Source organism: Burkholderia sp. BCC1999, from assembly GCF_905339975.1.
Lineage (GTDB): Bacteria > Pseudomonadota > Gammaproteobacteria > Burkholderiales > Burkholderiaceae > Burkholderia.
In genome coordinates this window covers 83,946-109,444 of the sequence record NZ_CAJPHP010000003.1, presented here as the reverse complement: position 1 = coordinate 109,444, position 25,499 = coordinate 83,946, and the positions used below count along the sequence as shown (strand labels likewise).

Genomic DNA, 25,499 nt, shown 5'->3' with positions numbered 1-25,499 from the left:
TTTCCGGCGGGGAGGCGGCGTCAGCCGCGCGGCTTGCCGAGCAACGGTTTCAGCGCCGGCCACACGTTGTCGAGCAGAATGCCCTGCGCCTGCTGAGTGGGATGCATCTGGTCAGCCTGGAACATCTCGGGCTTGTTCTCGATGCCGGCCAGCAGGAACGGCACGAGCGGCACGCCGAGATCCTTCGACAGGCGCGTATAGACGGCGTGGAACTTCTGCGTGTAGTCGGGGCCGTAATTCGGTGGCACGTACATGCCGACCAGCACGACCTTGGCCTGCACGCGCCGCGCGCCGGCGATGATGTCGCGCAGGTTCTGCTCGGTCGTCGCGAGCGGCACACCGCGCAGCGCATCGTTCGAGCCGAGTTCGACGACCACGATCGACGGCTTGAGCCGCTGCAGCACCGCGGGCAGCCGCGCGCGGCCGCCGCTCGTGGTGTCGCCGCTGACGCTGGCGTTCGCGACGCTATAATCAACTCGCTCCGTCGTAAGCCGTTGCCGCAGCAACGCTACCCAGCCGGTATCGCGCGGCAGCCCGTATTCGGCCGACAGGCTGTCGCCGAGGACGACGATCACGGGCTGGCCCGATGCTGGCGCCGTCGCGGCGTGTGCCGGTACGGCGACGGCCAGCAGGGTGCCCAGCAGCGCGGCGACCGCCGTGCGTCTTTTCCAGCGAAATGTCGTGTCCATGTTCAAGATTACCGATCCGATCATCGAAGTCCATGACGTGTGCAAGCGGGTCGCCGATGCGACGGGCGAGCTGACGATTCTCGATGGCATCACGCTTGCCGTGCGGCCGGGCAGCAGCCTTGCGATCGTCGGCGCGTCGGGGTCGGGTAAATCGACGCTCCTCGGCCTGCTCGCAGGGTTGGACAGCGCGACGAGCGGCACGGTTCGCCTGCTCGGCCGCGCGCTCGACCAGCTCGACGAGGACGAGCGTGCCGCGCTGCGTAACGGCGCGGTCGGGTTCGTGTTCCAGTCGTTCCAGCTGATGCCGCACCTGACGGCGCTCGAGAACGTGATGCTGCCGCTTGAGTTGCAGGGCGGCATCAGCGCACGCGATGCGGCGGATCGCGCTCGCGCGCTGCTCGTGCAGGTCGGGCTCGGCGAGCGCACCGCGCATTATCCGAAGCTGTTGTCGGGCGGCGAGCAGCAGCGCGTCGCTTTGGCGCGCGCGTTCGTCACGCGCCCGGCGATCCTGTTTGCCGACGAGCCGACCGGCAGTCTCGACGCGGCGACGGGCCATGCCGTCATCGACCTGATGTTCGAGCTGAACCGCACGCACGGCGCAACGCTCGTGCTCGTCACGCACGATGCCGAACTCGCGCGTCGCTGCGCGACGACCGTGACGCTCGACACCGGTCGCATCGTCGCGCCGCATACGGCATAGCGCCACCCATGAATTGTTCTGCCGGCCGTGCAGGGTGTACTGCGCGGCCGGCATGGCCATGCGCCTGTTGCGTCAGCGCTTGAGCGCCGCGCGGGCGCGCTCGATCAGCGCCGTGGTCGACGAGTCGTGCTTCGCCGGATCGACCGATTCGGCCGACAGGTCGGCTTCCACGACCTTGCCGAGAATCTTGCCGAGCTCGACGCCCCACTGGTCGAACGGATTGATGTCCCACACCGTTGCCTGCACGAGCACCTTGTGTTCGTAAAGCGCGATCAGCGCGCCGAGCGTGCGCGGCGTCAGCGCATCGACGAGCAGCGTCGTGGTCGGGCGATTGCCGGGGAACGTCAGGTGCGGCGCGAGCGCCTCCTTGCCGGGCCCGGCGACCTTGCGGGCCTCTTCGAGCGTACGGCCGAGCATCAGTGCCTCGCTCTGCGCGAAGCAGTTCGCGAGCAGCTTGGGATGATGGCTCGCGAGCAGGTGCTCGGGCGTCAGCACCGCGATGAAGTCGATCGGGACGATCGTCGGCCCCTGGTGCAGCATCTGGAAGAACGCGTGCTGACCGTTGGTGCCCGGCTCGCCCCACGTAACGGCCGACGTCGGGTAATCGACGAAGGTGCCGTCCAGGCGCGCGGATTTGCCGTTGCTCTCCATTTCGAGCTGCTGCAGGTACGACGGCAGGTAGTGCAGCGCTTCCGAGTATGGTGCAACGAGATAGCTCTGCGAGCCGAAGAAATTCCGGTACCAGATGCCGATCATGCCGAGCAGCACCGGCAGATTGCGTTCCAGCGGCGCTTCGCGGAAATGGCGGTCCATGTCGTTCGCGCCGGCGAGCAGTTCGTCGAATTGCTCGGGGCCGATGGCGATCATGATCGACAGCCCGACCGCCGACCACAGCGAATAGCGGCCGCCGACCCAATCCCACATTTCGAACACGTTCTCCGCGGCGATGCCGAACTTCACGACTTCGGCCGGGTTCGCCGATACACCGACGAAGTGCTTCGACAGCGCGTCCTCGGGGCAGCCGCGCGCGACGAACCAGTCGCGCAGCGAGCGTGCGTTGGTCATCGTCTCGAGCGTCGTGAAAGTCTTCGACACGATGATCGCGAGCGTTTCCTCGGGATCGACCTGTTCGAGCACACGCGCGAGATCGGCGCCGTCGACGTTCGATACGAAGTGGGTCGAGATTTCCGGCGTCGCGACGTGATGCAGCGCATGCACGACCATCTTCGGCCCGAGATCGGAGCCGCCGATACCGATGTTGATCACGTGACGGATGCGCTTGCCCGTGTAGCCGGTCCACGTGCCGCTGCGCACGGCGCGCGCGAACGTCGCCATCTTCGCGCGCTCGGCGCTCACCTGTGCGTGGAACGGCGCTTGCGGATCGGTCGCGCGCAGTGCGGTGTGCAGCGCGGCGCGACCTTCGGTCGGGTTGACGATCTCGCCCGCGAACATCGCGTCGCGGCGCGCTTCGACACCCGCGTCGCGCGCGAGTTGCGCGAGCAGGCGCAGCGTTTCGTCGTTGATGCGGTTCTTCGAGAAATCGGCGGCGAGACCGCCGCCCGGAATCGTGAAGCGTTCGGCGCGCGTCGGCGCGCGATCGTTTTCCGGCGCGAACCAGTCGCGCAGCCGGGCGTGACGAATCTGTTCGAAGTGGGATTGAAGGGCAGTCCAGGCGGGGAGCGAATTCAGCGTCATGGCGGTTCGAGTGAAGCGTGAATCGGGAGGAATGCCGCGCCGGCTCATCGGGATCGGAAGGCCGGCGGACGAGAGGGCCCGCCGTGCGACGGGGCAGTCAGTATAGCGGCGTTACGTGTCGGCGCGCGGCGACGCATAAAAAAGGCGATTGATCAGCGAGCGCACCATCGGTGCGAGTTCGCCTGCGGTGAGCCCGGAAGGGCCGATGCCGTTCGCGGTCAGCGTGTCGGCCGCGAGCCCGTGCAGGTAGACGCCCGCGAGCGCCGCTTCGTACGGCGCGACGCGCTGCGCGAGCAGCGCGCCGATCAGGCCGCCGAGTACATCGCCGGTGCCGCCGGTAGCAAGCGCCGCGTTGCCGGTCGGGTTGATCGTCACGCGGCCGTCGGGCGCCGCAATCACCGTGCCCGAGCCTTTCAGCACGACGATCGCCATATAACGTGCCGCAAGCGCTTGCGCGGCCGCGATGCGGTCGTGCTGCACGGCGGCCGTGTCGCTGCCGAGCAACCGTGCGGCTTCGAGCGGATGCGGCGTCAGCACGCACGGATTGCCGCGCGCGCCGCGTGCGGCGACGGCGGCCGCGAGATCCGCGTGCGTCGCGACGAGGTTCAGCGCGTCGGCATCGAGCAGCGTCGCGGCGGCGTGTGCGAGCACGTCGCGCACGAGCGTCGCCGCGGCCTCGCGCGTGCCGAGCCCGCAACCGGCGGCGATCGCGCTCATCGCACCGAGGTCGAGGGTATCGGCCGGGTGCAGCATCAGTTCGGGGAAGGGCGGATCGTACGGCGGCGCACCGGCGCCGAGGAAGCCGACATGTACCTTGCCGGCGCCCGCGAACAGCGCGGCGCGCGCGGCCAGGATCGGTGCGCCGCACATGCCGGTGTCGCCGCCGAGTACGGCAAGGCTGCCGTACGTACCCTTGTGCGACGAGAATGCACGCGCGGGGAGCGCCGCGGCGAACCGCGCGGGCGCATTCAGCACGATGGCCGGTGCGGCGGGCGGCGCGACGTCGAGCGACGCGATGTCGATCTCGCCGGCGAAGTCGCGGCCGTCACCCGTGTAGAGGCCCGGCTTCGCGCCGATGAAGGTGAGCGTATGGGTGGCCGCGACGGCGACGCCCGCGCCGACGATCCGGCCGGTATCGCTGTCGAGCCCGCTCGGCACGTCGAGTGCGAGCACACGACCGCCGTTGCGCGCATGCGTGGCGATGCGCGTGGCCTGCTCGGCGAATGCGCCGTCGAGCGCGCGGCCGAGACCGATGCCGAACAACCCGTCGACGACCCACGCGTATTCGTCCAGCGAGGCGGGCGGCGTGGCCGACAGCGGGACGCCGGCCGCGCGTGCGAGGCCGAGCGCCCATTGCGCGTCGTCCGGTTTGACCGGTACCGGCATCCACGCCTGCGTCGCGACACCGAGCTGCTGGAGATGCGCGGCGGCTACCAGTGCGTCGCCGCCGTTGTTGCCGGGGCCGACCGCGAACCAGACGGGGCGGTCATCGCCGGCGACGCGCTCGGACAGCCAGTGCGCAGCGGCGGCGCCCGCACGGCCCATCAGCGTGTGCGGCGGCAGTGCGGCGGTGGCGTCGGCTTCGGCCGCGCGCAGGTCGGCGACGCGCAGCAGTGCGATCGGATCGGAATCGGGAAGCGGGCGGGTAACGGTCATCGGGATCGTGGCGGCTGGCAAGGATGCCGCCACGAGACGGGCCCGTGGCGGTCAGGTCGTGAAGCGGCCGGCGCTGAGCGCGGCGAGCGTGTCGGCGGGCCACTGCTGGGCGTCGCCGCCCAGGTAGTCGGTCACCACTTTAGCAGACCCGCACGCGAGCCCCCAGCCGGTCGGGCCATGCCCGAAATTGACGAACACGCGCGGATGCGGGGTCGGACCCACGACGGGCAGGCCGTCCGGCGACAGCAGCTGCATGCCTTGCCACGACAGCGCGGCCGAGATTTTGGCGGCGCCCGGCACCCAGTCGTGGACGGCCTGGCCGAGCAGGGCGAGCGCGGCCTCGGACAGCGGCTCGGCGAGCGGTTTCGCGGTGTCGGCGAGGCTCTGCAGCACGGCGCCGCCGCCGATGCGCAGCCGCTGATGGGTGCGTGTGATCGAGATCCGCTTGATCGAATCGACGACGCTCAGGTGCGGCGCATGTTCTTCGTACGCGACCGGCGCGGTGAGCGTGTGGACGCGCACCGGGTGCAGCGGCAGGCGCCAGCCGAGCCGTTCGAGCAGCGGCACGCTGCCGGCGCCGGCGGCGACTACGATCGCGTCGGCGGAAATCACGTCGACTTCGCGCGCCTTGGCCGCGGTCCGCTGGCCGGACGGCACGAGCTCGACCGCGGCGCGGCCGTTGTCGACGCGGATCGCGGCGACGTCAGCGCCAAAGCGGAACTGCACACCATGCTCGTCGAGCGTCTGCTTGACCAGTTTCGCGAACAGCGGGCAGTTGCCGGTGCGCTCGGTTTCGAGCAGCACGCCGCCCGCGAAGCCGGGTTCGGCCGGCACCGACGGTTCGAGCGCCGCGCATTCGTCGGCGGTGAGCGTGCGGTACGGCTGGTCGAGCGTGCGCAGCAGGTCGAGCGCGGGCTGCAGCGCTTCCCAGTCGCGCGGGTCGCGCACGACGTGCAGGATGCCGGGCTTCTGCTCGAATTCGAGTTCGAGGCGTGCCTCGATATCGGCGAGCGTGTCGCGCGACGCGTCGATCAGCGGGCGCAGCCGCGCGTACTGCGCGGCGAACGCGTCGGGCTCGCGCAGCGTGCCGAGCTGTTTGACGAAGCGGCGCACGCCGCCGTTGAAACCCGGCTTGTAGACGATGCCGCTGTCGTGCGGCTGGCGCTGGCGCATGAAGGTCGGGCCGAACCAGACGTCGAGCGGGCTCGGCAGCAGTGCGCCGCCGTCGCCGTAGGTCGCACCCTGCGCGACGGTCGCGTGGCGTTCGACCACGCACACGCGATGGCCGGCCGCGCGCAACTGGTAGGCGGTGGCGACGCCGCTGATTCCGCCGCCGATGACGATGACATCCATGGATTGCTTCGATGACGGGCGGCGCGCACGCCGCCCGGTGAGAATTCGCTGAGGGCCCGGGCCCGGTGAACCCGGAATGATAGCGCCAAAATCGCGGAAACCGGCGTCGGGCGAGCATGCGCCGTGCGGTCGCACCATGGCGGCCGGCGCCCGCACCCGCGCGGGCCGGCCCGGCGGGCGGCCGTGCGCCGTGCGCACCCGGGCACCGTTGCGGTGCACGCGGACTACCGATCGGCCGGTCTTGGGCGCCCGACTTCCGGGTATAATTACGGCCTTCCTTTCGCCCCACGTCGCCACCTCGCGCGACTCATCGACGTCAGTCCAGCCCATGGCTCACTTCTCGTGTTTTCCCGGCGCTTCGGCCCTCTCCGATTTCCGTCAAACCCGTCTGCTCGACACGCTCAGGCAAATCGACGCCAACATCGTCGCGGTGCGCGGGCAGTTCCTGCACTTCGTCAATGCGGCCGAGCCGCTGTCGGCCGACGACAGCACGCGCATCGACGCGCTGATGCACTACGGCGAGCCGTTCCAGCCGGCAGCCGAGAAGGGCACGGTCGAGACCTTCGTCGTGCTGCCGCGCTTCGGTACGGTTTCGCCGTGGGCGAGCAAGGCGACCGACATCGCGCAGCACTGCGGCCTCACGCAGGTGCGCCGCATCGAGCGCGGCGTCGAATTCACGGTCACGCTGAAGTCGGGTCTGCTCGGCGGCAAGAAGGCGCTGTCCGACGACGCGCGCGCAGCCGTCGTGGATGCGCTGCATGACCGGATGACCGAAAGCGTGGTCGCGGCGCGCGACGACGCGAAGCACCTGTTCGACGAGTTGCCGGCCAAGCCGCTGGCGAGCGTCGACGTGCTGGGCGTCGGCCGCGGCGCGCTCGAGCGCGCGAACGTCGAGCTGGGCCTCGCGCTCGCCGACGACGAGATCGACTACCTGGTCGACGCGTTCCGCAAGCTCGAACGCAATCCGACCGACGTCGAACTGATGATGTTCGCGCAGGCGAACAGCGAGCACTGCCGCCACAAGATCTTCAACGCGCAGTGGACGATCGACGGTGAAGCGCAGGACATGTCGCTGTTCGCGATGATCCGCAACACCGAAAAGCTGAACCCGCAGGGCACGATCGTCGCGTATTCGGACAACTCGTCGATCATGGTCGGCGCGGAAGCCGAGCGCTGGTTCCCGCGCAACGCGGGCGCGGCCGGCGAGCCGGGCGAGCGCTACGGCCGTCACACCGAGCTCACGCACACGCTGATGAAGGTCGAGACGCACAACCACCCGACGGCGATCTCGCCGTTCCCGGGTGCGGCGACCGGCGCGGGCGGCGAGATTCGCGACGAAGGCGCGACGGGCCGCGGCGCGCGTCCGAAGGCCGGCCTGACGGGCTTCACCGTGTCGAACCTCGACCTGCCGGACGCCCGCCAGTCGTGGGAAAACGCACGTGACGCAGCGCAGCCGGTCGGCGAGCGCAACCCGAACGACGCGCACGGCCCGTACGGTCGTCCGGACCGCATCGCATCGCCGCTGCAGATCATGATCGACGGCCCGCTCGGCGGCGCCGCGTTCAACAACGAATTCGGCCGCCCGAACCTCGGCGGCTATTTCCGTGTGTACGAGCAGAACGTCGGCGGGAAGGTGCATGGCTATCACAAGCCGATCATGATCGCGGGTGGCCTCGGCAACATCGCCGATCAACATACGCACAAGCACGACGTGCCGGCAGGCTCGCTGCTGATCCAGATCGGCGGCCCCGGCATGCGGATCGGGATGGGCGGCGGCGCCGCGAGCTCGATGGCGACCGGCGCGAACACGGCCGAGCTCGACTTCGACTCGGTGCAGCGCGGCAACCCCGAAATCGAGCGTCGCGCGCAGGAAGTGATCAACGGCTGCTGGCAGCTCGGCGCGGAAAACCCGATCCTGAGCATCCATGACGTCGGCGCGGGCGGCCTGTCGAACGCGTTCCCCGAGATCGTCGACGGCGCGGGCAAGGGCGCGCGTTTCGAACTGCGCAAGGTCGCGCTCGAGGAATCGGGCCTGTCGCCGCGCGAAATCTGGTCGAACGAAGCGCAGGAGCGTTACGTACTGGCGATCGCGCCGGCCGACCTGCCGCGCTTCGAGGCGATCTGCGCGCGTGAGCGCTGCCCGTTCGCGGTGGTCGGCGTCGCGACCGACGAACGCCAGTTGAAGCTCGTCGACGACGAAGCGACGGGCGCCGACGAATACCCGGTCGACATGCCGATGGAAGTGCTGCTCGGCAAGCCGCCGCGCATGCATCGCGACGTCGCGCGCGTGGCGACCGAGCGCACGCCGGTCGACGTGACGGGCATCGCGCTGTCGGAAGTCGCGGTCGATGTGCTGAAGCACCCGACGGTCGGCAGCAAGTCGTTCCTGATCACGATCGGCGACCGTTCGGTCGGCGGCACGTCGGTGCGCGACCAGATGGTCGGCCCGTGGCAGGTGCCGGTGGCCGACTGCGCGGTCACTGCGCTCGACTACGCGGGCTTCAAGGGCGAGGCGATGACGATGGCCGAGCGCACGCCGCTCGCGGTGATCGACGCGCCGGCATCGGGCCGCATGGCCGTCGGCGAGGCGATCACGAACATCGCGAGCGCGCCGATCGCATCGCTCGACAAGCTGAAGCTGTCGGCGAACTGGATGGCCGCGTGCGGCACGGCCGGCGAGGACGCCGCGCTGTTCGACACGGTCAAGGCGATCGGCATGGAGCTGTGCCCGGCACTCGGGATCGGCATCCCGGTCGGCAAGGACTCGCTGTCGATGAAGACGAAGTGGGACGAACAGGGCGTCGCGAAGGAAGTGGTGTCGCCGGTGTCGCTGATCATCTCCGCGTTCGCGCCGGTCGAGGACGTGCGCCGTCACCTGACGCCGCAACTGCGCCGCGTCGCCGATGCGGGCGACAGCGTGCTGATCGCGATCGATCTTGGCCGCGGCAAGAACCGGATGGGCGGCAGCATCTTCGCGCAAGTGACGCAGCAGGTCGGCGACACGACGCCGGACGTCGACGATGCGGAGGACCTGAAGCGCTTCTTCAACGCGATCCAGTCGCTCAATGCGCAGAACAAGCTGCTCGCCTACCACGACCGCTCGGACGGCGGCCTGTGGGCGACGGTGTGCGAAATGGCGTTCGCGGGCCACGCGGGCGTGTCGCTGAACGTCGACATGCTGACGCTCGATCCGAACCACGAATCCGACTACGGCGACGCGAAGGACTGGGCGAAGCAGACGAGCGGCCGTCGTGACGACCGCACGCTGCGCGCGCTGTTCTCGGAAGAACTCGGCGCCGTCGTGCAGGTGCGCGCGTCCGACCGTGACGCAGTGCTCGGCGCGCTGCGCGAGTTCGGCCTGTCGGCATGCTCGCACGTGATCGGCTCGGTCAACGACCGCGACGTGATCGAGGTGTACCGCGACGCGAAGAAGATCTTCGACGCACCGCGTACCGAACTCCATCGCGCATGGGGCGAAGTGAGCTGGCGCATCGCGCGCCTGCGCGACAACCCCGCATGCGCGGATGCCGAATACGACGCGTTGCTCGACGCAGCCGATCCGGGCATCTCGCCGGTGCTGAGCTTCGATCCGGCCGACGACATCGCCGCGCCGTTCATCGCGACGGGCGCACGCCCGCGCGTCGCGATCCTGCGCGAGCAGGGCGTGAACTCGCACCTGGAAACGGCCTACGCGTTCGACCGGGCAGGCTTCGACGCGCACGACGTGCACATGAGCGACCTGCTCGCCGGCCGCGCGAATCTTGCCGATTTCGCGGGTGCAGTTGCATGCGGCGGCTTCTCGTACGGCGACGTGCTGGGCGCGGGCGAAGGCTGGGCGAAGACGATCCGCTTCAACGCGAATCTCGCCGACATGTTCTCGGCGTTCTTCGCGCGTCCGGACACGTTCGCCCTCGGCATCTGCAACGGCTGCCAGATGCTGTCGAGCATCGCGTCGATGATCCCGGGCGCGGAAGCGTGGCCGAAGTTCACGCGCAACAAGTCCGAGCAGTTCGAGGCTCGCTTCTCGTTCGTCGAAGTCGAGAAATCGCCGTCGATCTTCTTCGCCGGGATGGAAGGCTCGCGGATTCCGGTCGCGGTCGCGCACGGCGAAGGTTATGCGGACTTCTCGCAGCAGGGCGACATCGATCGCGTCGCAATCGCGATGCGTTTCGTCGACCACCGCGGCGAAGCGACCGAGCGTTATCCGTTCAACCCGAACGGCTCGCCGGCCGGCATTACGTCGGTCACGACGGCCGACGGTCGCTTCTCGGTGCTGATGCCGCACATGGAGCGTGTGCATCGTACGGTCGCAATGAGCTGGCACCCGGAAAGCTGGGGTGAAGCGAGCCCGTGGATGCGCGTGTTCCGTAACGCGCGTCGCTGGATCGGTTGAGCGGGATGATGTTCGACCCGAACGCGCCGGTCGAGGTCGTCACGCTGCGCGACGAGCGCGCGGGCGATGTCGACGCGATCGGCCGCGTGATCGTCGCCGCATTCGCGGGTGAACCGGAAGGCGGGCAGTTCGAACGGCGGATCGTCGACGCGCTGCGTGCGGACGGTGCGTTGAGCGTATCGCTCGTCGCGGAACGTGACGGCCGCGTGATCGGGCACGTTGCGTTCTCGCCGGTGTCGATCGGCGGCGAGCCGTCCGGCAGCCACGGCTGGTACGGCTGGTACGGGCTGGCGCCGCTCGCGGTGCTGCCCGGCTGCCAGCGACAGAGCATCGGCGCCGGGTTGGTGCGCACGGGGCTCGATGCGTTGCGTCGGCTTGGCGCGCGTGGCTGCGTGCTGCTCGGGGAGCCCGCGTACTACACGCGCTTCGGCTTCGCGCCATCCGGCGATATCGTGTTTCCTGGCGTGCCGCCCGAGTATTTCCTTGCGCTGTCGCTTGACGACTCGGCGCCGCGGCCGTCGGGCGACGTTCGCTATCACGACGTGTTCTACCCCGCGTAACGCAAGGGTGTGGCACGAGTCGATCCGGCACACGGGAAAGGCCGCTCTTCGGAGCGGCTTTTTCTTTGGGGGCGCCGCCGCGTATCGTGATGCGCCGGCAGTCAGCCTGCGGGCAATAAAAAAGCCGCTCCGAAGAGCGGCTTTTCGATGCGCGGGCGAGTATCGCCGACGTTACTGAATCTTTGCCTGCTGACGCAGACCTTCCTCGAACGCCTGCAGCTTCTGCTGCACGAGCTGTTGCGCGATCTGCGCCTTCACCTGCTCGAGCGGCGGCGGGGCGATGTCGCGAATATCGTCGACGCGGATGATGTGCCAGCCGAACTGCGTCTTCACCGGCGTGTCGGTCATCTGGCCTTTCTGCAGCTTCTGCGCCGCTGCCGCGAATTCCGGCACGTACGCCTTCGGATCGGACCAGTCGAGATCGCCGCCGTTCTTGCCCGAACCCGGATCCTTCGAGAACTGCTTCGCGAGATCCTCGAACTTCGCGCCGGCCTTGATCTTCGCGATCAGGTCCTTCGCCTGCTGCTCGTTGTCGACGAGGATGTGGTGCAGGTGGTATTCGCGGTTGCCGCCAGCGCCCTTGACGAGATCGTCGTAGCGCGCCTTCACTTCGGCGTCGGTCGGCTGGTTCTTCTTCAGGAAGCTCTCGATCATCGAGCGCAGCACGACGGTCTGCTGCGCGACGGCGACTTGCGCCTTCACGTCCGGACGATTCGGGATGCCTTCGCGGATCGCTTCCTGCATCAGGATTTCGCGGTTCACGAGTTCCTGGCGCACGGCCTGCTGCAGTTGCGGGCCGTCGGTCTGGCCTTGCTGGACGAGCTGCGCGACCATCGCATCGGCGCGCGACTTCGGAATCGGCGTGCCGTTGACGACGGCGATGTTCTGGGCAAATGCCGGTGCCGCTGCGAAAGCAGCCGCCGCGACCCACAGGCGGGGGGATTTCAGGATCATCGGGAATTCCTAATGAGACTAGATTGAAGATTCGTTGAATTCTTCGGGCGTGTAAGCCACGATCGCGAGCGCGTGAATGCCGCGCTGCATCGCATCAGCGAGCGCATCATACACCAGCCGGTGCCGCGCGACGCGCGGCTTGCCCGCGAAGGCGGCCGACACGATCGTGACCGTGAAGTGGCCGCCGGCGGACGCGCCGGCGTGGCCCGCGTGCTGCGCGCTGTCGTCGCGCACGGTGAGCGCCAGCGGCGCCAGCGACGCGGTGAGGCGCGCTTCGATCAGTGCGATGCGCTCGTCGGGCGAGGCGTGGAGAAAGGCGTCCGTCATGTCACTCGTCCTTCAGGTATTTCGTGAGCCACAGGCTCTGCAGGATGATGAACACGACCATCGCGCCCGTCGTACCGAACAGCTTGAAGTTCACCCATTGCGATTCGGTGAAGTTGTGCACCACGTACAGGTTCGCGACGCCGAGCACCGCGAAGAACAGCGCCCACGCGACGTTCAGCTTGTCCCACACGGGGGTCGGCAGCGTGAGCTGCTTGCCCATCATCTTCTCGATCAGGTTCTTGCTGAACGCATAACGCGCGGCGAGCAACCCGACCGCAAACAACCAGTACAGCACAGTCGGCTTCCATTGAATGAATTTCTCGTCATGCAGGACGAGGGTGGCACCACCGAAGACGACGATCACGCCGAGGCTGACCCACAGCATCGTGTCGACCTTCCGGTGCCGGAAGGCGACCCATGCGACCTGGGCCAGCGTCGCGATGATCGCGACGGCGGTGGCGGTAAAGATGCCCCAGACCTTGAAGGCGACAAAAAACAGGATGATCGGAAACAGATCGAACAGGAATTTCATGGCGCTCGCAGCTGCGTGAAAGGCCGCTTGCGCGGCCTTTCACCGTTGTAGGGACCCGCCAGGCACCACCGTTGCGGATCGGGGCGGCCAGCCCGAGGCTGGCCGGCCGGCGAGAGTCGACCCCGCCGATCCGCCCGGCGCCGCTCAGTCGTTTTCGGGTCGGGACTCGAAGTTTAACGCAGCCGAATTGATGCAGTACCGCAAACCGGTCTGGTCGCGCGGGCCGTCCTCGAAGACGTGGCCCAGATGCGCGCCGCAATGGTTGCAGCGGACCTCGACGCGCACCATCCCGTGCGAATAGTCGACCTTCTCGTCGATCACCTCGCCGTTGAGCGGTTTGAAGTAGCTGGGCCAGCCGCAGCCCGAGTGGAATTTGGAGCCGGATTCGAACAGCGGCGTGCTGCAGACGACGCATTTGTAGATGCCGGCGTCTTCCGTGTCGGTGTATTCGCCGGTGAAGGCGCGCTCGGTGGCCGCATGCTGCGTGACCTCGTACTGCATCGGCGTGAGCCGGCGGCGCAGGTCGGCTTCGTCCTTCTGGTACGGGAAGGTTTTGTCGTCGGAATCGTGGGACATGTGGGGTTCTCCTGATCGGTCGGTCGATACGCGCGGGTTGCGGGCTCAGGACGAGCAGCTCACTTCGAGCGACCCGGCCCAGTCGGGCGGCAACGCCGCGTATGCTTCATGCTCGGGTTGTTCGTCGAACGGGCGGCGCAGGATCTGCGCGAGCCGCTCGACTTCCGAAAAATCCTTTTCCTTCGCGCGCCGGATCGCGACTTCGGCCAGATGGTTGCGCAGCACGTATTTCGGGTTTGCGCGGTTCATCGCGGCCGCGCGTGCGGCGTCGTCGCGCGTTTCCTCGGACAGCCGCGCGCGGTAGAGGTTCGCCCATGCATCGAACGCTTCGCGGTCGATGAACAGGTCGCGCACCGGGGCGTCGCGGCTTGCGTCGTGCTTCGAGATCTGCGCGAGGCGGCGGAACGTCAGCGTGAAATCCGCGTGGCTCGCGTGCATCGTCTCGAGCAGCTTGTTCGCGAGTTCGGCGTCGTTCTCGCGTTCGAGCTCGAGGCCGAGCTTCGCGCGCATCGCGCGTTCGAGCGCGGGGCCGAAACGTTCCGGAAATTTCGCGAGCACGGCCTGGGCATCGTCCACCGCACGCTCGGCGCGCGCATCGTCGTCGGCGATGCCGTGCTGCAGCCCGATCAGCGGCAGCAGCGCTTGCGCGAGGCAGTAGCAGTTCCAGTGCGCGATGCGCGGCTGCATCCGGTACGCATAGCGGCCGCTGTTGTCCGAGTGGTTGCAGATGTGATTCGCATCGAACGCGTCGACGAAGCCGAACGGGCCGTAGTCGATCGTCACGCCGAGGATCGACATGTTGTCGGTGTTCATCACGCCGTGGCAGAAGCCGACGGCCTGCCACTGCGCGACGAGGTCGGCCGTGCGCAGCGTCGCGGCTTCGAGCAGCGCGAGGTAGGGATCGTCCGCGTCGCGGCATGCCGGATAGAAGCGGTCGATTACGTGATCGGCGAGCTGGCGAAGCAGGTCGGGGCGATCGTTCGAGAAGAAGTGCTCGAAGTGGCCGAAGCGCACGAAGCTCTCCGACACGCGCGTGACGACGGCCGACGTCTCGATTTCCTCGCGCACCACCGGTTGGTCGGAGCCGATCACCGTCAGCGCGCGCGTGGTCGGGATGCCGAGGTGATGCATCGCTTCCGAGCACAGGAATTCGCGGATCGACGAGCGCAGCACCGCACGGCCGTCGCCCATGCGCGAATACGGCGTGCGGCCGCTGCCTTTCAGCTGCAGCTCGTAGCGGCGGCCGTCGGCGCCGGTCCGCTCGCCGATCGTCAGCGCGCGGCCGTCGCCGAGCTGGCCGGCCCATACGCCGAACTGGTGACCGGAATAGACCGACGCGTACGGCATCGCGTGCGCGGGCCAGTCGCGTGTCGGGTTGCCGGCGAACAGCTCGGCGAAGCCGGGCTGCGCGGCGATCGACGGCGGCAGGTCGAGCAGCTGAGCGACTTCGCCGGAAAATCCGACGACGTACGGCGCGGCAAGCGGCGCGGCCGGCAGCCGCGTATGAAACGCATCGCCGAGCGTGACGAACGCGCCTGCGGCGGGCGCGCCGAGCGTGGCGGCGAGGTCGGGGAGGGTGTCAGCCGCATCGGCTGCGCTTCGGGAAAACGACATGTTGAGCGCCTCTGGGTAAGCCGATATTGTAAGGCGGCGCCGCGCCGCCCGCATGGTGGCCCGCGCGCCGTGCGCCACGCCCGTCCGGGGCCGCTGACGGGCGCGCCGCGGGGGCGGCTTCCGGACGGAAACGCGCCCCAGGCTGGTCACCGATTCGCATCCTCACGGAGAACAAGACGATGGGTAAGCCGTTGCTGGGCCAGATGATGGACATGCCGTTGCTGGTGTCCTCGCTGATTTCGCATGCCGCGCGGCACGCCGGCGACACGGAGATCGTGTCGAAGCGCGTGGAAGGCGACCTGCATCGCTACACGTACCGCGATTGCGAACGCCGCGCGAAGCAGCTGGCGCAGGCGCTCGCCCGGCTCGGCGTCGCAACCGGCGATCGCGTCGGCACGCTGGCGTGGAACGGCTACCGGCATCTGGAGGCGTACTACGGGATCGGCGGGATGGGCGCCGTATGCCACACGATCAACCCGCGCCTGTTCCCCGAGCAGATCGCGTTCATCGTCAATCACGCGGAAGACCGCTGCGTCTTCTTCGACATCAATTTCGCGCCGCTCGTCGACGCCATCGCGCCGCAGTGCCCGCACGTGAAGGGCTGGGTCGCGATGACCGATGCCGCGCACCTGCCGTCGGGCGCGACGCCGTACCTCTGCTACGAAACGCTCGTCGAAGCCGAGGACGGCCGTTATGACTGGCCGCGCCTCGACGAGCAGCAGGCGTCGGGGCTCTGCTACACGTCGGGCACGACCGGCAACCCGAAGGGCGTGCTGTATTCGAATCGTTCGACCGTGCTGCATGCGTATGGCGCCGCGCTGCCCGACGCGATGAACCTGTCCGCGATGGACGCCGTGCTGCCCGTCGTGCCGATGTTCCACGTCAACGCATGGGGGCTGCCGTACGCCGTGCCGCTCACGGGCGGCAAGCTCGTGCTGCCCGGCAAGGATCTCGACGGGAAATCGCTGTACGAGCTGATGGAAGCCGAACGCGTGACGTTCTCCGCGGGCGTGCCGACCGTGTGGCTCGGGCTGCTGAACTACATGCGTGAAGCCGGTGTGCGCTTCTCGACGCTGAACCGCACGGTGATCGGCGGCTCCGCGTGCCCGCCCGCGATGCTGCGCACCTTCGAGGACGAATACGGCGTGCGCGTGATCCATGCATGGGGGATGACCGAACTGTCGCCGCTCGGCACGCTCGCGAAGCTCAACTGGGCGCAGTCGCAGCGGCCGCTCGACGCGCAGCGCAAGCTGCTCGAGAAGCAGGGGCGCGTGATCTGCGGCGTCGACATGCGCATCGTCGGCGAGGACGGCCACGAGCTGCCGTGGGACGGCGTCGCGTTCGGCGAGCTGCAGGTGCGCGGGCCGTGGGTGATCGACCACTACTTTCGCAGCGACACGTCGCCGCTGACGGACGGCTGGTTCCCGACCGGCGACGTCGCGACGATCGATCCCGACGGCTTCCTGCAGATCACCGACCGGAGCAAGGACGTGATCAAGTCGGGTGGCGAGTGGATCAGCTCGATCGACATCGAGAACGTCGCGATCGCGCACCCCGGCGTGGCCGAAGCCGCGTGCATCGCCTGTGCGCACCCGAAATGGACCGAACGCCCGCTGCTCGTCGTGGTGCCGCGCGAAGGCGCGAACCTGAACCGCGACACATTGCTCGCGTTCTACGAAGGCAAGGTCGCGAAATGGTGGATCCCCGATGACGTCGTGTTCGTCGAATCGCTGCCGCACACCGCGACCGGCAAGCTGCAGAAGCTGAAGCTGCGCGAGACGTTCCGCGATTACGTGTTGCCGACGGCAGTGTTGGAGCCGTAAGCGTTGCGCTCCGGGCCGGCGACGGCCCGCGAACCGGTCGCCCGATCCGTCCCCGGATCGGGAACAAAATTCAAATTGAACGACCGTGCTTTTTCGTTGTATGCTGCCTCAGTTCATCCGGACATGCGGCTGTTCGACCGCGCACAATGAAGCGCAGCCACCCCGGCGCGCGATGCATGGAGGCAGGCAGATGGCAGTGGATTACTCGACTCGCGACGGCGTGGCCGTCATCACGCTCAACAATCCGCCCGTCAACGGGCTCGGTCTGTCGACCCGCCAGGGCGTCATGGACGCGCTCGATCGCGCCGCGCAGGATCCGTCGGTCACGGCCATCGTGCTGACCGGCGCCGGCCGCGCGTTCTCGGGCGGGGCGGACATCACCGAATTCAATACGCCGAAGGCGTTGCAGGAGCCGACGCTGCACACCGTGATTCGCGCGGTGGAGGCGAGCGCGAAGCCCGTCGTCGCGGCGCTGCACAGTGTCGTGATGGGCGGCGGCCTTGAGCTCGCGCTCGGCGCGCACTACCGCGTCGCGGCGCCCGGCGCGCAGGTCGCGCTGCCCGAAGTGAAGCTCGGCCTGCTGCCGGGCGCGGGCGGCACGCAGCGGCTGCCGCGCGCGGTGGGGCTCGAAACCGCGCTGAACATGATCGTGTCGGGCGCGCCCGTGCTGTCGGAGCAGCTGGCGAAAAGCGGCCTGTTCGACGCAATGGCCGACGGCGACCTGCTCGACGCGGCCGTCGCATTCGCACAGAAGGCCGGCGCACAGAAAGGGCCGCATCCGCGTGTGCGCGATCGCAAGATCGTCCACGACAATGCCGCGGGCTTCATCCAGTTCGCGCGCAATTCCGCGCAGGCCGCCGCGCCGAATTTCCCCGCGCCGCACAAGTGCATCGACGCGATCGAGGCCGGTCTGCTGCACGGCTTCGACAAGGGCAGCATCGCCGAGCGCGAGGGCTTCGTCGCGCTGATGATGACGCCGGAAAGCCGTGCGCTGCGCCATGCGTTCTTCGGCGAGCGGGCGGCGAGCAAGATTCCCGACGTGCCGTCGGACACGCCGCTGCGCGAGATCCGTCGCGTCGGCGTGATCGGCGCGGGCACGATGGGCGGCGGGATCGCGATGAACTTCATCAACGCGGGCCTGCCCGTCACGCTGCTCGAGACGAAGCAGGACGCGCTCGAACGCGGCATCGCGACGATCCGCAAAAACTACGACGCGCAGGTGAAGAAGGGCAAGCTCACGCAGGAGAAGCTCGACGCGCGCATGGCGCTGATCGCGCCGACGCTGTCCTATGACGACCTGAAGGATGCCGACCTGATCGTCGAAGCCGTGTTCGAGGAACTTGGCGTGAAGGAGCAGGTGTTCAAGAAGCTCGACGAAGTCGCGAAGTCGGGTGCGATCCTCGCGTCGAACACGTCGACGCTGGACGTCGACAAGATCGCGGCGTTCACGAAGCGCCCGCAGGACGTTGTCGGCATGCACTTCTTCAGCCCGGCGAACGTGATGAAGCTGCTCGAGGTCGTGCGCGGTGCGCAGACCGCGAAAGACGTACTCGCGACCGTGATGGCGGTCGCGAAGAAGATCCGCAAGACGGCGGTCGTGTCGGGCGTGTGCGACGGCTTCATCGGCAACCGGATGATCGAGCAGTACATCCGCCAGGCGCTGTTCATGCTCGAGGAAGGCGCGCTGCCCGCGCAGGTCGACCGCGCGATCGAGAAGTTCGGTTTCGCGATGGGGCCGTTCCGGATGAGCGACCTCGCCGGCAACGACATCGGCTGGGCGATCCGCAAGCGGCGCTATGTCGAGAAACCCGATCTGCAGTACTCGAAGATCGCCGACCGCCTGTGCGAGCAGGGCCGCTTCGGCCAGAAGACGGGCGCCGGCTGGTACGACTACGTGCCGGGCGATCGCAAGGCGAAGCCGTCGTCGCTGGTCGACGAGATGGTCGTCGCGTATTCGACGGAGCGCGGCGTCGAGCGACGCAAGATCGGCGACGACGAGATCGTCGAGCGGCTGGTGCTGGCGCTCGTCAACGAAGGCGCGAAGATTCTCGAGGAGAAGATCGCGTCGAAGGCGTCCGACATCGACATGGTCTACCTGACCGGCTATGGCTTCCCGCTGTGGCGCGGCGGCCCGATGCTGTATGCGGACGTGGTCGGCCTCTACAACGTCGAGCGTGCGATTCGTCGCTACGCTGCGGCGCCGAACGGCGACGCATGGCAGCTCGCGCCGTCGATCGCGGAACTGGCGAAGGCCGGCCGCGGGTTCAACGGCTGACGCGCCCGATCGCGGCGCGACGCACACCCGGAGACACGCAATGAAACGCACCGACGACGTCCTGCTCGTGATCGACGTGCAATACGACTTCATGCCGGGCGGCGCGCTCGCGGTGCCCGACGGCGATGCGGTCGTGCCGGTGATCAACGCGCTTGCGCAGCGCTTCGACCAGGTCGTGCTGACGCAGGACTGGCACCCGCGCGAGCATGTGTCGTTCGCGGCGAACCATCCGGGCCGCGAGCCGTTTTCCACGCTCACGCTGCCGTATGGCGAGCAGGTGCTGTGGCCCGTGCATTGCGTGCAGGACACCGACGGCGCGGCGCTGCATCGCGACCTCGACATTCCCCACGCGCGGCTCGTGATCCGCAAGGGCGGCGACGCGCAGGTCGACAGCTATTCCGCATTCGTCGAAGCCGATCGCACGACGCGCACGGGGCTTGCAGGCTACCTGCGCGAGCTCGGTGCGAAGCGCGTGTGGTGCTGCGGGCTCGCGACTGACTATTGCGTCGCGTGGTCGGCGCTCGATGCGCGCGCGGCCGGTTTCGAAGCCGCGGTGATCAACGATGCGTGCCGTGCGATCGACCTGAACGGGTCGCTCGCGCACGCATGGCAACAGATGCAGGCAGCGGGCGTCGCGCATGTGACGTCCGCCGGCGCGCGCCCGGCGGCGTAGCGCATTTCCCTATCCGATATGAAGCAGGACCGAAGGAGACTCGCATGACCGAAGCCGTAATCGTATCGACCGCCCGCACGCCGCTGGCGAAATCCTGGCGTGGCGCATTCAACATGACGCACGGCGCGACGCTCGGCGGCCACGTGGTCGCGGCCGCGCTCGAACGCGCGAAGCTCGACCCCGCGCGTGTCGAGGACGTGATCATGGGCTGCGCAAACCCCGAAGGCGCGACCGGCGCGAACATCGCGCGACAGATCGCGCTGCGCGCGGGGCTGCCCGTGACCGTGCCGGGGATGACGGTGAACCGTTTCTGCTCGTCGGGGCTGCAGACCATCGCGCTGGCCGCGCAGCGGATCATCGCGGGCGAAGGCGAGGTGTATGTTGCCGGCGGCGTCGAATCGATCTCGTGCGTGCAGAACGAGATGAACCGGCACATGGTCCAGGAAGGCTGGCTCGTCCAGCACAAGCCGGAGATCTACTGGAACATGCTGCAGACGGCCGAGAACGTCGCGAAGCGCTACGGCATCTCGAAGGAGCGGCAGGACGAGTACGGCGTGCAGTCGCAGCTGCGCGCCGCGGCGGCACAGGAAGCCGGGCGTTTTCGCGACGAGATCGTGCCGATCACGGTGCTCGCGGGCATCGCCGACAAGGCGACGGGCCGCCTGTTTACGAAGGAAGTGACGGTATCGGCCGACGAAGGCATTCGCCCCGATACGACGCTCGAAGGCGTGTCGAAGATCCGTTCGGCCGTGCCGGGCGGCGTGATCACCGCCGGCAACGCGAGCCAGTTCTCGGATGGCGCGTCGGCATGCGTCGTGATGAGCGCCGATGCCGCGCAGCGCGAAGGGTTGCAGCCGCTGGGCGTGTTTCGCGGCTTCGCGGTGGCCGGCTGCGAGCCGGACGAGATGGGCATCGGCCCTGTGTTCGCGGTGCCCAAGCTGCTGAAGCAGGCAGGATTGAAGGTCGACGACATCGGCTTGTGGGAGCTGAACGAAGCGTTCGCGGTGCAGGTGCTGTACTGCCGCGACACACTCGGGATTCCTGAGGATCGCCTGAACGTGAACGGCGGCGCGATCGCGGTCGGCCATCCGTACGGTGTGTCGGGCGCACGCCTGACGGGCCATGCGCTGATCGAAGGCAAGCGGCGCGGCGTGAAGTACGTGGTGGTGACGATGTGCATCGGCGGCGGCCAGGGGGCGGCCGGCCTGTTCGAAATCCTCTGATCTTTGACCGGTAGCGGCCGCGGTGTCGTTTCGACGACGCGCGCGGCCGCGACGTGAATCGGCGTGACAGAACCGCGATTCGAAACAATCGGGAAGCAAAAGGCATGCGCCCGGTAATGCCGTTTCCCCTTACTTGTCAAACGAATTGCCCCACCTATACTTGCTCTGACATTTGCCTTTCGGCACGATGGGCAGGATCGTGCATCGCGCGATCCGTGCCGCGAAGGTTCGAACCAACGCAGCAGACCGACCGGGGACCGAATGAGTACGACCTATGCAGCCGGGGAACCGCCGCGCGTCGTCAGCGCGGCCGCCAGGCTCTACGCGAAATGCCTGCTGGTCGGATTCGCGTTGCTGCCTGCGTATCTGATTGCCTACCTGTGGTTCTTCAGCGACCCGCACGTCGTGTTCGAGAGCCACGCATTCCATGAAATCGCGATCGCGGCCGCGACCCTCGAAGGCGCGTTCGTCACCTACGTGACGTGGGTGTGCTACCGGTCGTCCGGCGAGCCGCTGCTGCGCTGGCTGACGCTCGGCTTTCTCGGCTTCGCGATGATCTATGCGCTGCACGGTGCGTTCACCGGGATGGCGCACCACAATATCTGGCTGTTTCTGCTGTACGGGCCCGCGTCGCGGCTCGTGATGGCGATCCTGCTGCTGACGGGCCTGCTGTCGTATTCGCGTCCGTCCGACCGGATCGAGAAACGCACGAGCGCGCGGACGTGGCTGCCGTGGATCGCGTTCTTCGTGATCGTCAACGTCGTCGTCGCCTATGTCGCGTATTCGCCGATTGCCGGCGCGCTCGGCACGCGGCTGTCGATGGAGGGCGGCGCGCTCGTGTTCTCGCTGCTGAACGTCTGCCTGCTGCTCGCGCGGCGGATCCGCTCGCCGCTGATGGTGATCTATGGCGTGTCGATCATGGCGTTCGCGCTGTCTTCGCTCGCATTCATTCTCGGCAAGCCGTGGAACCACATGTGGTGGCTGGCGCACGCGATTTTCGCGGGCGGCTTCTTCCTGCTCAGCTTCGGCGTCGTGCAGGCGCTGCAGACGACCCGCTCGTTCTCGGCGATCTACAGCCAGGAAGACCTGATGAGCCGGCTGTCGGAATCGATGGCGCGTACCGAGAGCGCGTTGCAGGAACTGCGGCGTACGAACCAGAAGCTCGAGTACATGGCCGCGACCGATCCGATGACGGGCGCGTCGAACCGCCGGCAGTTCATCGCGCAGGTCGAGCGCGAGATGGTGCGGGCGGAACGCGACGGCGCGCCGTTCTGCCTGCTCGCGCTCGATCTCGACAATTTCAAGAACATCAACGACGCGTACGGCCACCAGATCGGCGACGAGGTGCTGCGCGGCGTCGTGCGCCAGTGCCTCGAGGCGATCCGGCCGGCGGGCGGGCTCGCGCGCGTCGGCGGCGAGGAGTTCATGGCGCTGCTGCCGGACATGCCGCTCGAAGGCGCGCGGATGACGGCCGAGCGCGTGCGCTCGTCGATCGCGAGTTCGCCGTTCGGGCTGGATTTCAAGCGCGTGCAGGTGACGGTCAGTGTCGGCGTTGCGCAATATGGCGTCGATGGAAGTACGGTCGACGCATTGCTGAGGGTGGTCGACGAGCGGCTGTACGCGGCGAAGCGGGAAGGGCGCAATCGCGTGGTGTCGCGGTAATCCGGGTTTCGCCGAAGCCCCGGAGGCGGCAACGCCCCGGGGCTTTTGCATGCCGGTCGGCAGGCGACAGGCAATGCGCTAGCGCGACGCCACCGCCGTCGCGCGCTTCGACTGCCCGTCCTGCATCTGCTGCGACGCCTGCCACCAGTACTTGCCAGCGCGCTGTTGCGGATCGCGGATCGCGAGATACGTCGTACTCCAGAGCTGGGCCGCGTTGGCTTCGGTCGCATCGGCGCTGCGCGTGCCGAACGCGTCGGTCTGGTACTTGCCGTTCACGTAGGACCACGTCCACATTTCCGACGTCCGCATGTCGCGCCCGTTCGAGATCACCTGCCAGATCGTCTGTCGTGCCTGCGTGAGCAGCGTGCGAGTGGCGGCCGACAGGTCCGGGCGCGCGAGCTGGCGATCGAGCCCGGCCACCCACATCGCCTGCTGCCACGACCAGATCACCGTGCCGTGATACGCGGAACTCGTGAATTTCGGCCACAGTGACTGGCTCGCATACGCAGGGTTCGCGATCAGCATGCCGGCATCGGTCACGAGCCCGGTCGGGAACGGCCGCGTGACGTCGGTGACGATCCGCTGGAGCTGGTCGTCCGGCGGCGTGCCGAACAGCAACGCGAAGCCGCCGTCCGAATTCATCACCGGAATCGGATTGCCCTGCTGATCGAGCGACAGCGCGTAGAAGGCCAGCGGCGCGCTTGGTGCGGCTCCGGCCGGCACGCCGGCGGATGGCGCATAGGCTGACACGTCGGTGGTCGCTTGCGCGGCCGGCACGCTGACCTGGAACAGTGGCGGCGCCTGCGTCTCCCAGGTGGTCGCTTCGTTTGCCGTGTTGGCGAGCGTCGCGCGCTGCGCGGCATCGAGGTACGGGTCGAGCAGGCCATGCGCGAGGAACGCGTTTGCCGCGCGCAGTGCGGCTGGCACGAGCACCGCGTTCACGTCGTACGGGTAGACGCCGCCACCGAGCCCGTCGGTGCTGTCGCGCCAGTTGCCGACGATCTCGCCGGGCCGAAGGTGGATCAGGTTCGCGACCGACGGCTGCTGCGCGAACGCCTGCGCGGTCGTCGCGACGTGCAGCAGGTTCACGACCAGGCGGGCGCCGTTGGTCTGCCCGTCGCTGCCGCGCTGCGCGAGATACGCAGCCGCACGCGCCTGGCCGCGCGTATCGTCGATCAGCCACGCGGCCGCGATCGGCGCGAGCAGGTAGTCGCTGTCGATCATCTTGTAGTCGTAGGTCGGCGTCGGATCGTTCGGTTTCCCCTTCTTCTGGTTGTCGACCAGCGCGAATTCGCCGATGCCTTCCTCGTGCGCGACCTTGCCGTCGACCGACAGGCGGCTCAGCACCGACGACAGGCCGGCCTCGATTGCCGCGGGTTCGAGCACCGGCATCAGCATGCGGACGGAGATCAGCGTGTCGCGACCGAAGTACGTGTCGTATTGCCACGAGCCGGCCAGCAACTTGTCGTTGAAGCTCAGGAATTCGAGCACGTTCTGGCTCACCGGATCGGGGTTCACGGACGGCGCGAACAGGTCGGCGCGCGTGATTGGCGACAACGGCGTCTCGCCCGACAGCGCATCGATGTGCAACTTCAGCGTGTGCGAGCCGGCCGGCGCGTTCAGCACGAGCTTGCCGCCGGCTGCGGGCGCGATGCTGCCGCCGTCGCGCAGTGTGATGCGAAGCGAATAGCCGGGCGCGCCGTCGATGCGGTCGCGTTGCCATTGCGCGGCGCTGCCCTGGACGGTCGGCGCGGTGATGATCTGCTGCGGAATCGTCGCGCCGCCGTTGAAGTCGCGCAGGAAGCGTACGTTGCTGAGCACGCCCTGGCGGATCGTCAGCGTGCCGGTGTCGACCGACACGTCGGCGCCGATACCGTACAGCGGGCGGCCGTGCCCGTCGGGGGCCGACAGCGCGGACGGCGGCGTGTCGAGGCTCCAGTTCACGGGCTGCGCGGTGTCGTCGAACCACAGCCCCGTGCCGCTGTTGCCGGCGGGGAAGACCACGAGCAGGCGCGGCTTCGTCGACGAACGCACGAGCAGGTGCGCGGCGACCTTGTCCTGTCGGTAGAACGCATTGATCTGGCCGCCGGTGTCCATGCGGAACGACAGCGCGGCGGTGTTCGACGGCGGGTTGTTCGACTGAACGTCGTCGTTGCAGGCCGCGAGCAGGCTGGCGCAGACGAGCCCGAGACACAGCGACTTCGCAAGGCGATGCATGTTGATGTCCCTCCTGATGATTGGATCGGCGATTTTTTATCTGAATGGTCGAATCGACGGATCTTTGGTCCGTTTGGTACCGCGTCGCTGGCATTCAAGTGAATGCCAGGTGTTAATCACGATGTGATGCTGCTGCGGTGAGTGAACTGAGGCAGAAAATATATGAGTAGGCGATAAATGCCGAAAACTGAAACGGCAAGGGACACCATCCCGCCGCGATGCGAGAAAAAGCAATGTGGACGGTGTTCGTGCGGGCGGATGCCGGCTTGTGTGAAGCGGGAGAAAATAAATCGTAAGCTGCTGTAGGGGATTTTAAATTTTATAAATAATCGAAGTCAACGATGTTTTTCTGATTTCATGATTTTTGTGAAAAAACGATCGTAACTATTACCCGTTGAATCGGTAAATTGTGCGATTTAATGAGGGCGAGTATTGGGATCTGGATATGCGGTGAAGAAATAATTGGCAATGACGTTTCATTCCGGCGATTGCTACCGGACAGGAATTGAAGCGTTGCATTTGCGCGCGTCATTGCAGAGGCGAGCAGGCATGCGCTGAAACGGCACACGCGAAGCCG

General features: G+C 67.6%; 18 protein-coding genes. 8 read left to right on the top strand and 10 right to left on the bottom strand.

The window, feature by feature from the left end:
• Positions 1-20: 20 nt before the first annotated feature.
• Positions 21-689 (bottom strand): arylesterase, encoded by a 669-nt coding sequence (locus U5809_RS05145; protein ID WP_322085779.1) that lies wholly within the window; start codon positions 687-689, stop codon positions 21-23.
• On the opposite strand from U5809_RS05145, the gene U5809_RS05140 reads away from it, so the two are divergent.
• Positions 688-1,389, top strand: a complete 702-nt coding sequence (locus U5809_RS05140; protein WP_124450440.1) for an ABC transporter ATP-binding protein — start codon at positions 688-690, stop codon at positions 1,387-1,389. The two genes, U5809_RS05145 and U5809_RS05140, sit on opposite strands and share 2 nt — an antisense overlap.
• Positions 1,390-1,461: 72 nt before the next feature.
• On the opposite strand, the gene pgi is transcribed toward U5809_RS05140, so the two are convergent.
• From pgi to U5809_RS05125, 3 genes are all read right to left on the bottom strand, one after another.
• On the bottom strand, positions 1,462-3,084 hold the full coding sequence (gene pgi, locus U5809_RS05135) for a glucose-6-phosphate isomerase (protein WP_322085778.1): 1,623 nt from the start codon (positions 3,082-3,084) through the stop codon (positions 1,462-1,464).
• A 111-nt stretch (positions 3,085-3,195) separates the two neighbouring features.
• Positions 3,196-4,740, bottom strand: a complete 1,545-nt coding sequence (locus tag U5809_RS05130) for an NAD(P)H-hydrate dehydratase (RefSeq protein ID WP_322085777.1) — start codon at positions 4,738-4,740, stop codon at positions 3,196-3,198.
• 51 nt (positions 4,741-4,791) lie between these two features.
• Complete coding sequence (locus U5809_RS05125; protein ID WP_322085776.1) at positions 4,792-6,093, bottom strand: FAD-dependent oxidoreductase; 1,302 nt, start codon at positions 6,091-6,093, stop codon at positions 4,792-4,794.
• Between the two features lie 328 nt (positions 6,094-6,421).
• On the opposite strand from U5809_RS05125, the gene purL reads away from it, so the two are divergent.
• Both purL and U5809_RS05115 read left to right on the top strand, forming a co-directional pair.
• Complete coding sequence (gene purL, locus U5809_RS05120; protein ID WP_322085775.1) at positions 6,422-10,486, top strand: phosphoribosylformylglycinamidine synthase; 4,065 nt, start codon at positions 6,422-6,424, stop codon at positions 10,484-10,486.
• Between the two features lie 5 nt (positions 10,487-10,491).
• Positions 10,492-11,046 (top strand): N-acetyltransferase, encoded by a 555-nt coding sequence (locus tag U5809_RS05115; RefSeq protein WP_322085774.1) that lies wholly within the window; start codon positions 10,492-10,494, stop codon positions 11,044-11,046.
• A 171-nt stretch (positions 11,047-11,217) separates the two neighbouring features.
• Here the strand turns inward: U5809_RS05115 and U5809_RS05110 are convergent, their stop codons facing one another.
• From U5809_RS05110 to U5809_RS05090, 5 genes are all read right to left on the bottom strand, one after another.
• Positions 11,218-12,000 carry a peptidylprolyl isomerase gene (locus U5809_RS05110; RefSeq protein WP_176047258.1) on the bottom strand — a complete coding sequence of 261 codons (783 nt, stop codon included), beginning with the start codon at positions 11,998-12,000 and terminating at the stop codon, positions 11,218-11,220.
• Between the two features lie 18 nt (positions 12,001-12,018).
• The gene (locus U5809_RS05105; RefSeq protein ID WP_322085773.1) at positions 12,019-12,327 is read right to left on the bottom strand and encodes a BolA family protein; all 309 of its coding nucleotides are present in this window, start codon (positions 12,325-12,327) and stop codon (positions 12,019-12,021) included.
• A gap of 1 nt (position 12,328) precedes the next feature.
• On the bottom strand, positions 12,329-12,859 hold the full coding sequence (locus U5809_RS05100; RefSeq protein ID WP_176047256.1) for a septation protein A: 531 nt from the start codon (positions 12,857-12,859) through the stop codon (positions 12,329-12,331).
• Positions 12,860-13,003: 144 nt separating this feature from the next.
• Positions 13,004-13,435, bottom strand: coding sequence for a peptide-methionine (R)-S-oxide reductase MsrB (gene msrB / locus U5809_RS05095; protein ID WP_322085772.1), 432 nt, complete (start codon positions 13,433-13,435; stop codon positions 13,004-13,006).
• A gap of 45 nt (positions 13,436-13,480) precedes the next feature.
• On the bottom strand, positions 13,481-15,049 hold the full coding sequence (locus U5809_RS05090) for a protein adenylyltransferase SelO (protein WP_322085771.1): 1,569 nt from the start codon (positions 15,047-15,049) through the stop codon (positions 13,481-13,483).
• A gap of 179 nt (positions 15,050-15,228) precedes the next feature.
• Here U5809_RS05090 and U5809_RS05085 point away from each other — a divergent pair, with 179 nt between their 5' ends.
• The 5 genes from U5809_RS05085 (at position 15,229) to U5809_RS05065 (ending at position 22,705) form a co-directional block, all read left to right on the top strand.
• Positions 15,229-16,872, top strand: a complete 1,644-nt coding sequence (locus U5809_RS05085; protein WP_322085770.1) for a 3-(methylthio)propionyl-CoA ligase — start codon at positions 15,229-15,231, stop codon at positions 16,870-16,872.
• Positions 16,873-17,062: 190 nt separating this feature from the next.
• The gene (locus tag U5809_RS05080) at positions 17,063-19,147 is read left to right on the top strand and encodes a 3-hydroxyacyl-CoA dehydrogenase NAD-binding domain-containing protein (protein WP_322085769.1); all 2,085 of its coding nucleotides are present in this window, start codon (positions 17,063-17,065) and stop codon (positions 19,145-19,147) included.
• A gap of 40 nt (positions 19,148-19,187) precedes the next feature.
• Positions 19,188-19,820 (top strand): bifunctional nicotinamidase/pyrazinamidase, encoded by a 633-nt coding sequence (gene pncA, locus U5809_RS05075; protein ID WP_124450416.1) that lies wholly within the window; start codon positions 19,188-19,190, stop codon positions 19,818-19,820.
• A gap of 44 nt (positions 19,821-19,864) precedes the next feature.
• A complete protein-coding gene (locus U5809_RS05070) occupies positions 19,865-21,043 on the top strand; it encodes an acetyl-CoA C-acyltransferase (RefSeq protein ID WP_282505287.1) in 1,179 nt (392 codons plus the stop codon).
• Between the two features lie 261 nt (positions 21,044-21,304).
• On the top strand, positions 21,305-22,705 hold the full coding sequence (locus tag U5809_RS05065) for a GGDEF domain-containing protein (RefSeq protein WP_322085768.1): 1,401 nt from the start codon (positions 21,305-21,307) through the stop codon (positions 22,703-22,705).
• A gap of 78 nt (positions 22,706-22,783) precedes the next feature.
• Here the strand turns inward: U5809_RS05065 and U5809_RS05060 are convergent, their stop codons facing one another.
• The gene (locus tag U5809_RS05060; RefSeq protein ID WP_322085767.1) at positions 22,784-24,922 is read right to left on the bottom strand and encodes a hypothetical protein; all 2,139 of its coding nucleotides are present in this window, start codon (positions 24,920-24,922) and stop codon (positions 22,784-22,786) included.
• Positions 24,923-25,499: the final 577 nt, after the last annotated feature.